The organism is Candidatus Zixiibacteriota bacterium (genome assembly GCA_036480375.1).
GTDB lineage: Bacteria > Zixibacteria > MSB-5A5 > GN15 > JAAZOE01 > JAZGGI01.
On record JAZGGI010000015.1, the window covers coordinates 1 to 16,506 of the forward strand.

11 protein-coding genes and 1 pseudogene are annotated in these 16,506 nt (G+C 43.5%); 7 read left to right on the forward strand and 5 right to left on the reverse strand.

The window, feature by feature from the left end:
* Positions 1 to 244: hypothetical protein (locus V3V99_03055; GenBank protein ID MEE9441626.1), on the forward strand; the 244-nt coding region annotated here is incomplete at its 5' end.
* A gap of 64 nt (positions 245 to 308) precedes the next feature.
* Here the strand turns inward: V3V99_03055 and V3V99_03060 are convergent.
* Positions 309 to 641, reverse strand: a pseudogene (locus V3V99_03060) (transposase).
* Between the two features lie 281 nt (positions 642 to 922).
* On the opposite strand from V3V99_03060, the gene V3V99_03065 reads away from it, so the two are divergent.
* From V3V99_03065 to V3V99_03085, 5 genes are all read left to right on the forward strand, one after another.
* Positions 923 to 1,405 (forward strand): DUF5680 domain-containing protein, encoded by a 483-nt coding sequence (locus V3V99_03065; GenBank protein ID MEE9441627.1) that lies wholly within the window; start codon positions 923 to 925, stop codon positions 1,403 to 1,405.
* A gap of 377 nt (positions 1,406 to 1,782) precedes the next feature.
* Positions 1,783 to 2,040 (forward strand): hypothetical protein, encoded by a 258-nt coding sequence (locus tag V3V99_03070; protein MEE9441628.1) that lies wholly within the window; start codon positions 1,783 to 1,785, stop codon positions 2,038 to 2,040.
* Positions 2,041 to 2,226: 186 nt separating this feature from the next.
* Entirely contained in the window at positions 2,227 to 3,573 is a 1,347-nt protein-coding gene (locus V3V99_03075; GenBank protein ID MEE9441629.1) for an aspartyl protease family protein, read from the forward strand.
* A gap of 27 nt (positions 3,574 to 3,600) precedes the next feature.
* Positions 3,601 to 3,795 carry a hypothetical protein gene (locus V3V99_03080; GenBank protein ID MEE9441630.1) on the forward strand — a complete coding sequence of 65 codons (195 nt, stop codon included), beginning with the start codon at positions 3,601 to 3,603 and terminating at the stop codon, positions 3,793 to 3,795.
* A gap of 443 nt (positions 3,796 to 4,238) precedes the next feature.
* Complete coding sequence (locus tag V3V99_03085) at positions 4,239 to 6,896, forward strand: valine--tRNA ligase (protein MEE9441631.1); 2,658 nt, start codon at positions 4,239 to 4,241, stop codon at positions 6,894 to 6,896.
* Positions 6,897 to 6,952: 56 nt separating this feature from the next.
* On the opposite strand, the gene V3V99_03090 is transcribed toward V3V99_03085, so the two are convergent.
* The 3 genes from V3V99_03090 to V3V99_03100 all read right to left on the reverse strand — a co-directional run bounded on the left by V3V99_03090 (position 6,953) and on the right by V3V99_03100 (position 14,004).
* Positions 6,953 to 11,284: a glycosyltransferase family 39 protein gene (locus V3V99_03090; protein ID MEE9441632.1), complete on the reverse strand. Its 4,332-nt coding sequence runs from the start codon at positions 11,282 to 11,284 to the stop codon at positions 6,953 to 6,955.
* A 35-nt stretch (positions 11,285 to 11,319) separates the two neighbouring features.
* A complete protein-coding gene (locus V3V99_03095; protein MEE9441633.1) occupies positions 11,320 to 12,744 on the reverse strand; it encodes a sodium/proline symporter in 1,425 nt (474 codons plus the stop codon).
* A 135-nt stretch (positions 12,745 to 12,879) separates the two neighbouring features.
* Positions 12,880 to 14,004 (reverse strand): hypothetical protein, encoded by a 1,125-nt coding sequence (locus V3V99_03100; GenBank protein MEE9441634.1) that lies wholly within the window; start codon positions 14,002 to 14,004, stop codon positions 12,880 to 12,882.
* Positions 14,005 to 14,123: 119 nt separating this feature from the next.
* Between V3V99_03100 and V3V99_03105 the strand changes: the two genes are divergently transcribed.
* Positions 14,124 to 14,786, forward strand: a complete 663-nt coding sequence (locus tag V3V99_03105) for a hypothetical protein (protein MEE9441635.1) — start codon at positions 14,124 to 14,126, stop codon at positions 14,784 to 14,786.
* Between the two features lie 213 nt (positions 14,787 to 14,999).
* On the opposite strand, the gene V3V99_03110 is transcribed toward V3V99_03105, so the two are convergent.
* Positions 15,000 to 16,463: a tetratricopeptide repeat protein gene (locus V3V99_03110; protein ID MEE9441636.1), complete on the reverse strand. Its 1,464-nt coding sequence runs from the start codon at positions 16,461 to 16,463 to the stop codon at positions 15,000 to 15,002.
* Positions 16,464 to 16,506 lie beyond the last annotated feature (43 nt).

Here is a 16,506-nt window from a genome sequence, read left to right on the forward strand (position 1 = left end):
AAAACAGCAGAAAATAAGGGAAAACCGGCGGGGGCCGGATTTCTATTGGTCTGATTATACTGCCATGGCCGCGTGTCTGGTGCTTTCTGTTGTTCGGACGTTTGAGCTGGCTCATAACCCGAAGGTCGCAGGTTCAAATCCTGCCCCCGCTACCAAATCTGTTACCACTCTTTCATTTACGAATCACAACAATTCAAGTTCTGTTGTGGGTCACCAGCCCGAAGGTCAAAATAATATTATCTAATATTTTCTGCTGACCTTTCTTGTTTGGGATATATCGACGACGCCTCACCCCAAGCCAGCATACTTTTTTTCAAAAGACGATTCTTCAAGCTCAATTCAGCCACCAACTTTTTCAGCTGATCGTTCTCAGAACGAACATCACCAACCTCAGAGCTGCTCGCCTCACGGACCGTATATCCAGAAAGACGTTTCTTGCCCGCCTCCAGGAAATCTTTGCTCCATCGATAATACAGAATACTGACGATCCCTTCCCGACGACATAGCTCGGATATGCTGACTTCCCCCTTAAGCCCTTCCAGAACAATGCGAATCTTCTCCTCGGTGGAATACTTACGTCTCGTCTTACGACGAATCTCTCTGACTACTGATTCAGGACTCTGGTTTCTGTTGGCACTCATAACTAACTCCTCTCTGACATACCAAATCTACAAAACCTTCGTGTTCACTTTTGGCTGAAACGACACAACCCGATAGTCAATAAATCATATTCTTCGTTTATTTGTAGGTCCGCACGGTTGATTGCCATCAAGAGATATTACTGATTAAGGCTTGATAATCTACTCGCAATGAGTATAATGATTCTGAAAAAGATTTATTTATTCTTGATTTTGATAAACGGATCGGGAATAGTGCGTGTCGTAGATTAGATATTGGGTCTTATCGATAAAGGATCAACCATATGGACAAAATCGCTCTCATAGCGTTCATAGCCAAAGCACACAGACATACCTATGCGGCCACAGAAAAAATACGGAAACAACATTTGTGCGAGATTCCGGTATCGCAAGGTCATACGGATCATGAGTATTCTGAGGGTGACTTGAGATATCATGATTCTTATGCGGGAAGTATCTGGGCTCCCGGAAGAGAGGTTGTCTTCTATAAAGAAGATCCTATCTGGTGTATGGCATATCAAGGACAAAATAATTCGGAGTATGGTGAACAGTTTTTTCAAGAACAGGCATTCCCTTTTCTAAAAAGTGCTTTAATGAATTTTGAGGATGGTACTCCATTTCGAGGGCCAAGAGAGTTCTCTGAGGGCGATTTTAGGTATACATTTGAAGTGCATGGAGGTTACGATTATTTCAAAGGCCAAGAGAGAATTTTCTACAAGGGAGACAGTGTCTTTTTTCAAGACGTTATGGGCTCATTAATACGATAGGCATGCTGTTATGGTTGCCAACTTCCCCTATCGTGTTGGCGCCCATCTATGATAACATACACCTCTTTCTAACATTTTTCTAACAGAATTAGCCAAAATAGTAGATAATAAGAGAAAACACCAGACAAAAGGCTCAAGCTAAGTTGTTGCTATTATTACCTGTTAGTGTCTGATGCTTTCTACTGTTTGGACTTCTGTACAGGCTCATAACCCGAAGCTTGCTAATTAAATGCAAATCGATTTTTTCAATGGTCTGGTAATCAATGCACTATTATTGTGCCCAAAAAACAAGATGAAATATTTGAAACCTTCATGCTTTCCGCCCGTAATTATGATTAAGTTGTTCTAGTTTACAGAACAATTGGAGTAAAAGAGATATGAAATGGCTTTCAAGAAAAGAAAAACTGGTTTTGCACGGGAGGAGCATGTATGATGAGGCTATAAGATTACTGCGTTTGAACATCAATGAGCATCCAGAATCGGATTTTAACTGGGCCAACTTTGACGGTATTGGACAGGCGCATTTGGAACTTCGGGATACCACAAGAAGTATCGAGAACTTTCGAACGTCCCTGCAGTTGAATCCGGACAACACAAACGCTGCAAAGATTCTTGAGCAACTCGATGACAACTGATACAATTTCACAGCCGCGCCAGTTTACGGGCAATTCATTATTACGTTGCCCCAGCTTCATAAATTGCCCCTTCGAAATTGATGATTGTGGAATCAAGACCATCTTCCGTCAGCAGAACAATGAGCTTTTCTGCCTGGTCGCTCCTGTCGGCCATGTTAAAGAAAAAAGATCTTAGAAGGAAACAACATGAAAACCACGTTGAAAATACTCGCCGTACTCGTTTTCGCAATGGGAGCCCTGGCTGCTATTGGCTTTTTCAGTGGAATCATTTCAACGGGCAATTCTGGATGCGGTGTCACAGTTTTGCCCGCCACAACACATGCTACTGTCGTCGATGCCTCCTATTTGCGAGCGTTGACTTTTATGGAGGCGGTAGAATCGTTTGTGTTGAATCCCCCGGCGCGGGCTTCTTTCACCCACGACCAACAAGCATATCTCCGCGCCCTGGAATCGGTTGAATCGGCCCACTATTATGAAGCCGAGCCGTTGTTCTCTGAACTTCTGACCAGCGAGGATTCAACGGTGCGAAACTTGAGTCGGAAATCACTCGTAGAGATGTTTTGGGTTCAACAGAGATGGGAAGATCTCGTATCGTGGGCCCGCTCTGATCCAACGCTCATCAGCGATTCGATTCTCGAAGAGGGCGACCTGGTCTGTGCGCGTGCTTTTGAAACTTTCCCCCGGGAGGAGTATCGGATACCACCGGCACCGTTCACCCTTGCCACGTCCACTATCCCATCCGGACATGTAATGGTGGAAGTTGAGATTAACGGCCACAAGAAACAGTTCGCCCTTGATACTGGAGCCGATCTCACTGTAGTTACTGATGATATCGTTGAAGAATGCGGCGTAGAGGTGATGGATCAAGTCGCCGAATCCGGTACCTCGACCGAAGCGACCGTCGAATTCCGCCCCGGAATGATTCGCGAAATGCGCGTCGGTGACATCCTGGTGAAGAACCATCCAGTGTATGTGATGAATGGGGATGATTTCGAATTCTCGGTGGCCGGCGTCACGATTATTGACATCGATGGAATCATCGGCCTGCCATTCTATATGAAACTGGCGGTTACTCAGGACTTTGGTGCGGAACAAATCACGTTCGCTCGTCCGGAGGCGTCTGCGAAAAACAACATAAACCTCTTCTGGTTCGGTTCCCCGTTAGTTCGGCTTACCAGTGATAATGGCGTGCCCTTGGTCTTCTATCTGGACACCGGCGCCAACAGAACGAGAATTACGCGGCGCTTTATCGACCAGCTTTCAATTACGCGAGCGCGGACTATCACCGCCGAAGCCATGGGCGCGGGTGGCTCACAGGAATACGAGGCACTGGTGGTTGACAGCGTTTGGTTGTTGCTTGGTACGCACTCGATCTTTTTCGAGAAAGTGCGTACTCAGATCAACGATTCGTACGGCACCGTAATATCAGAGGATGGCCTTATGGGAATCGACGTGGCCTCAGGCGGTGCAATGCATATTGACTTTTCTAATGGCCGCTTGGATCTTAGTTTCTCCAAGAACAGGTCCGAATAGGACGGACTGGATGATCTTGGCATGCCCGTGCCAGACAATAAGGGTCTGTTGCTGATCCTGACAAGTTGCGCTGAAGGCGGTTTCGATGTAGACTCAGAAAACACCGAAGTAGGCAGTCTAAGAGCGGTTATAGCCAGCGACTTCAGCGGTGATAGTGTGATAGACATTGTGATAGCCAGTGACACTAAGGCGTATGTCATCAGACAATTTGGATACGAGTAGTTAGAATTTAAGCCATAGTCTGTCTTTCGGCAATGGTTTTTTTATATTCTCTTTTCCTCTTTTTCATCGTTCTTTCTTTAATTCTATTTCTTTCCTTCTGTATCCGCACGGTGAAAAACGACAACACCGTCGCCCACAACAAAAAGCTCTACCAGATTAAGGAAAAGGTTATATCCCGGAAGGTGATCGTGGAAGAGAGGTTTAATGGCTCTTTACATATCAGCCACGGTGGGGGTCAGTCTGAAGTACCGGGAAATCTTGGAAAGATCGACTTGGAGGAGGTCGCTAAATTTGAAATCTATTGCACGAATGAAGATGGATGCTCAATTAACAAAATAGGACATTTCCATTTTGCCTTGACAATTTTTGTTTGCTGTCTTGACTTTTGGGAGGGCAGAGAATATCTTTTATGGTTTTGAAAGAATTCGGGAGATTTTTTTGACATGGCTGAAGAAAATAAAAAGGGCAAGCCGTACAATCCGGTGGAAACCGAGGAAAAATGGTCCAAAAAATGGATAGAATCTGCAGCATTTCATGGAGATCCGAATACAGAGAAAAAACCGTTTACGATCGTTATTCCTCCTCCGAATGTAACCGACGTTCTCCATCTCGGCCATGCTCTCAATAATACTATACAGGATATTCTAATTCGCCATAAAAGAATGCAAGGCTATGAGGCTGAATGGCTTCCGGGTTCCGACCATGCCGGTATCGCGACCCAGGTGATCGTCGAAAAACAGCTTATTAAAGAAGGCACCACCCGGCGGGAGGTGGGCCGAGACAAATTTGTTGAACGAGTCTGGACATGGGCCAATCAGAATAAAGATACTATTCTTAATCAATTGAAAAAAATCGGAAGCTCCTGCGATTGGCAAAGAACCAGATTTACTTATGATGAAGATCTGTCAAATGCCGTTAAAGAGGTCTTCATTCGCCTGTATGAGAAAGGACTGATTTATCGCGGTCATAGGATTGTTAATTGGTGCCCCAAAGACCAAACGTCGATCTCTGATGATGAAGTCGAACATAAAGAAATCGATAGCTATCTGTGGCATATCAGATATAAACTCAAAGGGAGCGATGATTATCTAACGGTCGCCACGACTCGCCCTGAGACGATGCTTGGTGATACCGCTTTGGCGGTAAATCCCAAGGATGCTCGATATAAAAAGCTGGTCGGCAAAACCGTTATTTTGCCGATTCTGGAGCGTGAAATTCCCATCGTTGCTGACAATTTCGTCGATACGGAATTTGGAACCGGGGTGGTTAAAGTAACACCGGCTCACGATCCCAATGACTTCGAAATCGGCCGCCGGCACGATTTGGAACAGGTCAATATCATGAACCTCGATGGAACGCTCAATGAAAACGCTGGTAAATATAAGGGATTTGATAGATTTGAGGGTCGTAAGCGGCTTTTGAAAGATCTTGATTCTAAAGGATATCTGGTTAAGACTGAAAAATACAAACTCTCGGTCGGTACTCACGACCGCTGCAGCACGATCATTGAGCCGATGCTATCGGAGCAGTGGTTCGTCAAAATGGAGTCATTGGCCAAACCGGGTATTGAGGCGGTTAAATCGAGTAAAATTCGTTTCCATCCTGAGCATTGGACTAAAACCTATCTGCACTGGATGGAGAATATCCAGGACTGGTGTATTTCTCGTCAATTATGGTGGGGACATCGAATTCCGATTTACTATTGCCAGGAATGCGGAGAGACTATCGCGGCCCGAGTGCATCCGGAAAAATGTCCCAAATGTTCATCGGAAATCATCAATCAAGATGAAGATGTTCTTGATACCTGGTTTTCATCATGGCTGTGGCCTTTTTCGGTTTTCGGCTGGCCCAATCAGACCAAACTGCTGAAGACTTTTTATCCCACAGATGTTCTCGTCACCGGTCCGGATATCATCTTTCTCTGGGTCGCGCGTATGGTAATGGCCGGATATGAATTCTTGGGTAATCTGCCATTTACGGACGTATACATTCACGGTATGGTTCGCGATTCCGAAGGTGTCAAAATGTCCAAGTCGCTGGGCAACGGTATTGATCCGGTTTTAATTGTCAATCAGCACGGCGCTGACGCCCTACGAATATCTTTGATACTGGCCACACCCGACGGGCAGGATCCTTGGATCGGGCATAATAGTTTCGAACTTGGACGCAATTTTAATAATAAACTCTGGAACGCCTCCCGCTTTGTAATGATGAATCTGGGTGAGGAAAAGCTTGATATTGATTCGTTACCGGATGAAAATTTAATTTTAATTGATAAATGGATTCTTTCCCGACTGGATAAAACGATCAAAGGCGTTGACCGGCAATTCAATGAATTCCGCCTTAATAACGCCGCTAAAGTTTTGTATGATTTCGTCTGGAAAGATTTTTGTGACTGGTATATCGAGCTTATAAAGCCGAGACTCTATGATGGGACGAACGAAGAAAAACGTACCGCACGGCAAGTTGCCGGATATGTTCTCAAACGCATTTTGCGTTTGATGCATCCCTTCATTCCATTTATGACCGAAGAAATTTATTCTCGTCTTAATGATGACGATAATGGGACTATCCTATTTGGTCCCTGGCCGGAGCAGGATGGACGATTTGAAGACGAGGAACTGGAAACCCGCCTCAGCCGAATTCAGCAGGTTGTCAACGCTATCAGAAATATTCGCAGTGAAATGAACGTACCGCCGGGCAAAAAGGCAGAAGTTCATATTCGCGTCGAAGATGAGTCATTGGGCAAAATTCTGACCGAGTATTTTGATTATTACAAAGGTCTGGCCAAAATCGAAAAAGTTTCTATCGGAAGCGACATAAAAAAACCGCCCCTGTCGGCCTCGGCGGTTTTGCCGGGCGCGGAGATTTTTATTCCCCTTGAAGGCTTGATCGATATTGATTTTGAAAGAAAGCGCTTGCAGAAAGAACTGGGCGGTTTGCAAAATCAACTGGAGAAGTTATCTCGCAAGCTGGCCAATCCTGACTTTTTGGCCAACGCTCCCAAGGATGTCATCGAAAAAGATAAAAACAAAAAAGCCGACTATGAAGCCCGCGTCGAAAAACTCAACGAAAATCTCGAACAGTTGTTGAGTTGGTAGGGTGAATACACAACCGCGATATGGCCCAATAAGATCATTTTTATTGGGCATTTTTATTATTCAACGTCAACGAAATTATCTCCCTCGTGATCATTAAATAAGGGGTGCCAGGGCGGGCCGCCGCTGACGAATACGGTTATTTCATATTTATAAGGTTCAAACTCAAGATTCAAAATTTGCCACGCGTAATTTGGGATATGATTTTTTAACTTTGGTATGGGTGGTAATGTATAAAAGGAATACGGAAAGGTCCCTCGATGTCGGAATTTTTCAGGAATATCATCTATTGACCTACCTGCAATATTCAGGCTCAAAACATATTGTTTGTCCGCAATGTTATGCGGGATAAAAACTGATTCAAATAAATACTTCCCCGAATCTAATGGTATCAATCGGCTATCGAGTAGTTCCAGTTTTTTATTGCCAAAAGTTTGTATTCTATTATTCAATTTAATTGATTTTTTGACATTGCCCCTCAGCTTTCTCAATTGCATTAATGTGACTTGATCGTAGACATCCAATGAGTCAATCTTATCGACATAATCATAGTGGGGCAACAAATGAGTTATAAAGAATTTCTCAAAAGGTTTAAACTTTATTTTTGATTCTCGATAAAAATGGCGGTAGAACTCAAGCATTTTGGTCAGGGGAAGATTTTTCCCATATTCCATAAGACTATTCTTGTGGAGATTCAGATATTCTATCCAGGGCCGCATTTGTTCCAAGATTTTTCTTGGTTTCGGGTCGGAGGGATATGACTCAATCGCGCGATTAAAAAATTCAAATGCTTTTGAATGTGATTGCCATCCCGAATCAAGTGATTTTTGGGCTGCTGATATGTAATAACCATGCAGCGATTTTCCATAACCATTTATCATGTCATTTTGTGGCATAATTTGGCGCATTGTCATTATTATCATCCATAAGGAATCATGATTTTTCTCAAATGACCATGATGCCCGGTCGCCCAGGAATTTTTTTGCCAAATCATTTATTTGGACTTTGCCTTCAGCGCTATTCCAGAAACCCCGAGATTCAAGATGCATCAATGAAGCATAGTCTTTTATGCCCGGGATAATATCTTTAAGCTTATTAAATGAGCTGACAATCGCGTATAATTCATCATTACCTATATCGCAATCTCTAATGATCAATTTACTGGAATCGATATCTTCGTTATCCAATTGAATAGATAAGTACATTGAATCCCTGTCATTAGCATTCAGGGGGATAAAAACATTTTGGCAAATCATTTTATTGTCGTCCCAAATATCGGGTGGATACCACTCATAACCTATTTTAAATAATGAATCAAATATTAGACTGCCATCGGGATCAGTTAAAGAAATATTAAGTTTGTCTAAACTTGGCTCAAGAAGGTCACCTTCCCAATACAAACAAATCGGAATCCTTGATGCCTTTGGAGAAATACGGTTAGGACAATAATAGGCATTCAAAGCAAATCCATCTCTTTTAATCGGTTTGGCAAAAAAGGGAATTTCATCTCGCGCAATAATGTCTTTTCTCACATATTGTCCATCGTAGACATTTTCGCCAAAGTAGTTTTCATCAAGGTGACGCTCTTTGTAAGCCACATACATATTATTAAATTTCGGATAATTACGCATTCGCGTAAATTGGGCGACCGCTCCCCCCTGATAACTGATAAAATCGGGGCGGCGTTCATCGAATACATAATCAGCGTAATAATCTTTGAATCGATAGCGAGCAAGATGATAATCGGCAAGAAGTCCAACATCATAAACGCGCAATCCTCCATAGTAACTTGTCGCGCCCACATCGGCACATAAAACGGTGGGGTGGACAATGCCAAGGGAATCTCCGAGATCGCGGTTCAAACCATGAATGGTTGACTGAATAGCCGTAAATGGAACCGTAAAATGAGATTTCTGATATTGATATTGCCGCTCAGATTTGAAAACCAAATACCCGGATAATAAGATGACTATTATTCCTGACAAGCCAACCAGTTTTTGCCGATTGCCGAGAAAATTAAAAACTGTAATAAATCCTAAACCGGCCAGAATTATTAATATCAGAATTAAGGGATGCAGAATGCGATACTGCATCATCCAATCACCCCAGGAAATAATGGGCAACGCCAAAGATATGAGTAGGGAAGCGAAAAAAATCGCAGCCAGTAGTTTTTTTCGACCCCAAAGGGCAGCGGCTGCCAGGGGAATCAGAAGATATAAACCGTATGAGGAAAAACAGTTTCGTATATAAGCCCATCCGCCGCGATTAAACTCGGTCAATTTATAGAGTATTGGCACATCTCGGACTTTAGCGTAATATGTATTTGGCAGCCATTCAGAAAAATAGATATAATGCCAAAGATGGTAAACTCCAAAACAAGATAAAAACCACACCAGATTTAAAATATAGATTTTAAATTGTTTTTTGTCGTGAATCCAAAACATCGAAATAAAAAATGCCGCGACAAAATAGACTATTCCTTCGGGTCGGGTAATGGCAATCAGAAAGTATATTAAGCCGGAAATGACAAATCGCTTATGATGCGTAAGTTCAATATACAACCGATATATTCCGGAAATTATCAAGAGACCATATAGTCCGTTTTCCAAACCGGATACGGCCCAGATCGTAAGAGACACATTGGTGACCAGCAGAATTGCTATAATTAAATATATCGGTGCCCGAATGGGATGTTCCGTGTATGTTCTGAATATGCGGTCGATAATCACCAGCATTAAAATCACAAAAAATATGGAAATGATTTTGGGAGTTATGACCGGATGGAAAATACCCACCTTGATAAAAAGAGCAAGTATAAATACCCAGAGGGGGTTAGAATACCCTTCGACTACTTCCCCGTCAATATTGTGAACAAGACCATGACCGGAAGCAAGGTTTTTCGCATAAGTGTAAGAAATGCCGGCGTCATCTATAATATAATTACCATATAGCAGGGCATGTCCCAAAAATACCAGGCAGGGAATTAGAATTATTGTAATCGCTATTGATTTGTTAAGGGTGCTCGATTGTTTTTTCTTGAGATTCTCCACAAACGAGCGAAATCCAAGAATTAATTCACCGAATTTCCGGGATAAAGGAATAATCGAGACAATTAAAGAGGCAAATAGAATTATCCAAGCTATTTGATTGGGGTAATACACACGAGAACCTTGCCATTGAGCAAAGCCGCACAGGCAAATAAAGTACAAATGAATTATGCCCAGGTAAATTCCTGTTGAATATTTTTTGCGAATAAATAATCCTGCCAGTCCCGCAATTCCGATCCAGAAACATAGTTGCGGAATTCGTGCCACTCGATAATGTCCCATACGACTCAGAATTTTATCCTTCAATTGAGGAAGTTGCGTCCTGTATAATTCATTTACCGAAATTATATTCCCCCAGAGCATATCTTTGTAGGCGTTTATCACGACGGTCGGATTTCTAAGAAACGACGAATACGCTTCTTTATAATATATTCGAGCGTAGTCTATATAGGGAAATTCCTTAATATTGTGTTTGTGTTTATACTTATTTACCCAACCAGTTACTATTTCCGAAGTGCTTTTTTGATTGACGCGCGATTCTGAGAGGGCGACAACTTTACTAACTCCAACGGGGCCGGCCAAAGCCATCAACGGATAATCATGTTTAATATAATTGCGGCCGATCCAAACAGATATAAGAAGAAGCGCAATAACTGGGGCAATCCAGGCTCGCTTTAATCTGGTAAAACGGCTTTTCCACCATGATAAAGATTTATTATTTACAGGCAGGATAAAAATCAAAAGCAGCATCGCCAACGGCCATAATTGTCCGATTGATCGCACATAAGCCGACAGCCCGAGTATGATTCCTGAATAAATAAAATAGCGGCGGTTATCATGTTTTAGCGCTATGATAAAAAACACATTCCCCAACAAGAATAAGAAAAAGAAAAGCGTATCCGACAGGACAATGTTTGCCAGTGAAATCGAAGTAAACGATATAGCCAATAAGTATCCGGCAATTAATCCGACTGCCTTTGATTCTGTCAGTTCTTTGCCGAGCTTATAAATCAAGAGACAACTCAGACTACTAATGATGATTTGAATGAGGAGCACTCCCAATGCGCCATTGCCGAAAAGGAAAAATACAATTGACAGAAAGAAACCATACCCGGGACCGAAAATTATAACGGCATTTTCATCCGGTACATCCAGATTTAGTATACCTTCGGCGATGTTAACGTATCGAATCGTATCGGGAGCTATTTCAAGAAGATGTGAATATTCTACCTGTCCCAGCATCAATGCCAGATAAATTAGTCGAATTACGATCGCTGTTATAAAAAGATATTGCAGGTCAAGGCGTGATTTGTAGTAGTATAATTTTTCGCGCCATCCCCTCATAAAGAATGTTTTCCCCAACATCTAATTTAACCGATCTATTTCTTCCTCGTCGCCAGGCTGACAAAGACGCAGGCCAACAGGGCAATGAAGAAGGCCGGGACGATTTCAAACAGAGTTGCTTTTAAAGCCGGAGTCAAACGCCAGATAATAGTTACGATTGTCCCGCACAGCATGCCGGCCATAGCACCTTCACGGGTGATTTTTTTCCACCACAATGTTAAAAATAAAACCGGACCAAACGAGGCTCCCAGACCCGACCAGGCAAAACCGACCATTTTAAACACCAGATCTTCAGATATCAGCGCAATAATAAATGCGACCGCACCGACGCAGAGTGTAATAATGCGAGACATGCCGACCAGTGTTTTGTCGGCCGCTTGTTTATTCATCAGTTGGTGATAGATATCTTCGGATAGGGCCGAAGTCGTTACCAAAAGCTGGCTGTCGGCGGTTGACATCATTGCCGCCAATGCTCCGGCCAAAAGTATCCCGGCCAACCATCCCGGAAGGAGTTTTATGGCTAAAAGCGGCATAACTTTTTCCTGATCGGCGGCGGCCTCGGGGTTATTGGCCAGAAGAATAAGCCCAAAAAGTCCGATAAACATGGCTCCCCAGAAGGCTATCACCGCCCAGCTAATTCCGATAACGGTTCCTTTGCGCAAATCATTGGGATTTTTGACAGCCATAAATCGCGTCAACAGATGCGGCTGTCCCATGTAACCCAACCCCCAGGCTAATCCGGAGATGACTGACAGACAGGCGACGATTCCTGTTTGCCCGCCCAAAATATCAAGATGATTGGGACTGGCGATGGTAATTTGTTCAATAGCGGAATTCCATCCGCCCAATTCCATGACAGCAACGATAGGAAGGATCACCAGTGTCGAAATCATTAAGATAGCCTGCACAAAATCGGTCCAGGCGACGGCCAGAAAGCCACCCATGAGAGTATAAAAGACGATTATCCCCCCACCGATAAACATCGCCGTCAATTCATTAATGGGAAGAAAGAGCGAAAATAGTTTTCCGGCCGCCATGAGCTGGGCGCAAACATAAAAAGTAAAAAAGAATGTGATGACAATACTGGCAAATATTCGCAAACCGTGTGTGTCATCGCCGAACCTTTTTTCCAGATAATCGGGAAGAGTCAGGGCGTTATATTTTCCGGTTTCAAGCCGCAATTTGCGAGCAATAAACATCCATGAAAATAAAATTCCCGAGGTGCATCCTACGGCGACCCATAATTCCATAAAACCAGAGGCGAAAAGGACGCCGGGGAGCCCGAGAAGCAGCCAGGCTGATTCGCCGGAAGCGCGTTCGGAAAAAGTGACGACCCAGACGCCAAGTTTTCGGCCCGCCAGAAGAAAATCACCCATGGTTTTATTAAAGCGGAATGAGTAGAAGGCGATGAAAATCAAAAATAATAAATATAGTACAAGCCCGATATGAATCGAATTCATGATTTATCCCCCGCCTCTTCGACCGGTGAAGTTACCAAGTAATAAATAATCCCGATAACAACCAGAATTACCGGAGGCGCGAAAATCCAAAAATAAGCCCAGAAACTCATTGTTTTTCCAATCTATATAAATCCGTTATTCTGCATCTTCATTAATTGGAGGATTGGCGTAACCGTTGGAATTGTTAAGCGGATCTTCTTCGGTGATAAAATAATCGTCTTTCATTCGCCTGATAACAACGTAACCTCGTGCCAGTCCCGAAGAAATAATTGAGAGCGCATATCCGAGGATTAAGACAAACAATATAAAAAACGAAATCGCCAGAAGAATTGTACCGAGTGAAGGATCGCCGGCCTGGCTCCAGCGAGAGAATCCGAATCCAAAATCTACGCCGGGAAATATATTAAAAACAAATTTGGCAAGAGTTGAATCGGTTGGCAAGGAATTAACCGCCGACGCGAACATGCGCGATATTTTTTCACCGCCCCCCGTATAAAGGATTAATCGCGAAAGCTGAATTGTTCTAAAAAACACATACGCCAGAATGAATGAAAACAGCTTGGCTTGAATCAAGGTGAGGGCGAGATACCAGAAAAACCTCAACGGTTCTTTTATGAGAACTGAAAACATTTGCAGGAGCGGACCGAAAAGCTCCTTCTCTTTTCCTGCGGCGATTGTAACCGGAAATAAAAACACCGAGACGCACACCGCGAAAATTATAAAGACAACAAAAACCAGAGTTACGAATACCGGTACCAGGTAAAACAGGCCAACCAGAACCTCTCCAATGAACGGAACGCGTGAAATCAAGCCGATTAAAAGACCAAGCAGATAGATAAAGCCGACAAAAGCGGCCACCGAAACATAACCCAGAATCATTGTCGGTATTCGCGAAAAAGTAAATTTTATGGCATTAAAAGCGGAAAAGAAATAATTACCGCGTATTTCCTCGAAATTGATAACCGCTCCGGCCATGATACCGGAAGATAAGGCCAGCGCGGCGAAGACGAGACCGAATGCCTGAATTATCGATCCGATAACGGTATCAAACGGGTAAATACGAAAAGGAAAAGCGCCGTACGATTGCCAGATATATTCAAAGCTAACGCTATCGTACAATAGAGCCAGGTAAGTGAACGCGGTATAAAGAATATACCCGATGAGCAGATAAAAAGTACCGGCAAAAATTTTCTTCAGTGCCAGTCCTTTGGCGCCCGCGGTAAATACCGCTCTGACATCATGCGGAAAAGGAGCTTTCATGATATTGAAATAGTATTGGAGCGCGATGCAATAGTCAAGAAAAAATAACCTGTTTTTGTCTCAAGTGTGATTCGCAAACGGCCGATACCTTTATTGCAAGTAATGTGAAGGAGTCGAAAATGAACAATCGCCGTATGCGATCTAAAATCATTTTTAACATCGGCAAATGGCTTAAGCCAATTTCACTGACTTATCTTGTGATAGCATTGATGTTCATTTTTATAACTCCCTTTCTTTATCTCAATCGAAACATAGTAAGCCTGAATAAATCAGGCTCTTTTTTTGACCTTGCGGCGGGAATTTTTCCGGTAATCGCGGGGATCATCGTTTTAGTTGGTTCAATTCTTTTGATTTTGACAATAAGAAAATGTACTCATTGTATCATGGGACCGGGAAAACGGCTCTCAACCGCTATTGATAAAATGAGTAAAGGTGATTTTGGCTGGAAATTGACTCTCCGGCGCGGCGATGAATTAGCCGAGGTTGCCGACTCCATCACCCAGGCCAGCCAATCATTGGCAGGTCGCATTGGAAAATTGCAATCGGAAATGAAGGGGCTCACGGAAATCGAAGATTATCTTTTGGATTCGATTGGCTCCACACAGGATATCAATCCTTATTTTATCAAGGCACTAAGAAGACTTAAGATTTGTACCAATCGATTAAATGCCGACTTAAATGAATTCCATATTTCAATGAACGATGCATTTCCTGACAAAGAATCCCGTCGGATTACCATAAACCAATCACAGCGGGCTCAATCAGTCGGCGGCCAATATTAATGCGCCTTATTTTGACGCCTCACTATTTTCTCATAACTCAATTTGAATGCTCAATTAATTCTCTTGGCGAAAGTTCAGATAAATTACGCGACAGCCAAAAACAGGCCTTCGCCTGTGACATCCCCGGATTTGTAGGTTGAAATCCCTGCGGTTTCGACAATGGGACAACTCGAGAGTTGTCCCTACTGGATAGTACGATGTTTCCCAATGTGCCTAATCGTTCATTAAATCCAATATCCATTGCCTAAGGACAATAACCTCTGATTTGTCCATTGAATATTTTTGAGCACTATCACAACTATTCAATGCCTCATCAAATCGATTGAGTACGCCCAGCGCAATACCGCGATTGTACCAAGCGTTGTGGTTGTCTGGTTTATAAACCAGAGCGCTGTCATAACTGGCAATCTCTTCTTTATGAAAACCGAGTTCAGATAGCGCAATGCCGCGGTTATACCAGGCATCTTGGAAGTCAGGTTTGTAGGCAAGAGCGCTGTCATAACTATTCAATGCCTCATCAAATCGATTGAGTCTGCCCAGCGCAATGCCACGGTTGGACCACGCTTCATTGTCGTCAGGTTTATAAACCAGAGCGCTGTCATAACTGGCAATCGACTCCCTGTGAAGGCCAAGTTTATGAAGCGCATTACCACGGTTATGCCACGCTTTATGGCCGTCAGGTTTATAAACCAGAGCACTGTCATAACTGGCAATCGACTCCTCGTAAAGATTGAGTTTGCCCAGCGCAATACCGCGATTGTACCAAGCTTCGTGCTTGTCAGGTTTATAAACCAGAGCGCTGTCATAACTGGCAATCGACTCCTCGTAAAGATTGAGATTGTCCAGCGCATTACCACGATTGTACCAAGCTTCATGGTAATTAGGTTTATAAACCAGAGCGCTGTCATAACTGGCAATCCCTTCTTTATGAAAACCGAGTTCAGATAGCGCAATACCGCGGTTATACCAGGCATCTTGGAAGTCAGGTTTGTAGGCAAGAGCGCTGTCATAACTATTCAATGCCTCATCAAATCGATTGAGTCTGGACAGCGCAGAGCCTCGGTTATTCCACGCTCCGTATTTTCTTGGATCATCTGTTATACAACTGTCATATAATTCAAACGCCAGTATGTACTCCCCTCGTTTGGAGTGAATGAGCCCGATATAGAATAAAACCTTGGCACGCTGGATTAGGTTTTCGCCTGCCGCCTTCAGGGCAATATCTAGAAGAGTCAGGGCCTCATCATACTTTTGTAAACCGATTGCCACGATTCCTTTATCAAGCGCTGTCTCGACGATCCCCTCCAGGCATTCCGCCTGCGAACGGGCTTCCGCCAGGAAAGAACTATCGGGTTCGGGCTGACCGGCAGTCTTCTTAATTAGCGCTTCAAGTCTGTCCATGCGGCAAGTGACCTCCTCGTGGTCACTGTCGAGTTTGACAAAGATATCTGTCTGAAGGCTGTCCACTTTTTCGGATATGATACTGCTAACATCGGAAGGAGTTGCGGGTTTGTCGGAAGGCCAGAAGCCGAGGATAGCGATAAGCACTCCGGTCGCCTCAATCAAGACGCCGAGATGCCAACTCCACCGTTTTAGCGATACACTACGCTCGCTAAGCTTTTTGACCAGCCCAGCCACGGCAGTCGTTAGAATTAGAATTGCTATGAATGTACCCAAGCGTCAACCTCCTCTATAATAATATAAGGTTTCCCCGATTTTT

What these genes read in the sequence shown, in the direction of transcription:
- V3V99_03075 (MEE9441629.1), top strand. Translation starts at nt 2,227, where the DNA reads ATGAAAACCACGTTGAAAATACTCGCCGTACTCGTTTTCGCAATGGGA.
- V3V99_03065 (MEE9441627.1), top strand. Translation starts at nt 923, where the DNA reads ATGGACAAAATCGCTCTCATAGCGTTCATAGCCAAAGCACACAGACAT.
- V3V99_03070 (MEE9441628.1), top strand. Translation starts at nt 1,783, where the DNA reads ATGAAATGGCTTTCAAGAAAAGAAAAACTGGTTTTGCACGGGAGGAGC.
- V3V99_03090 (MEE9441632.1), bottom strand. Translation starts at nt 11,284, where the DNA reads ATGAGGGGATGGCGCGAAAAATTATACTACTACAAATCACGCCTTGAC.
- V3V99_03100 (MEE9441634.1), bottom strand. Translation starts at nt 14,004, where the DNA reads ATGAAAGCTCCTTTTCCGCATGATGTCAGAGCGGTATTTACCGCGGGC.
- V3V99_03095 (MEE9441633.1), bottom strand. Translation starts at nt 12,744, where the DNA reads ATGAATTCGATTCATATCGGGCTTGTACTATATTTATTATTTTTGATT.
- V3V99_03105 (MEE9441635.1), top strand. Translation starts at nt 14,124, where the DNA reads ATGAACAATCGCCGTATGCGATCTAAAATCATTTTTAACATCGGCAAA.
- V3V99_03085 (MEE9441631.1), top strand. Translation starts at nt 4,239, where the DNA reads ATGGCTGAAGAAAATAAAAAGGGCAAGCCGTACAATCCGGTGGAAACC.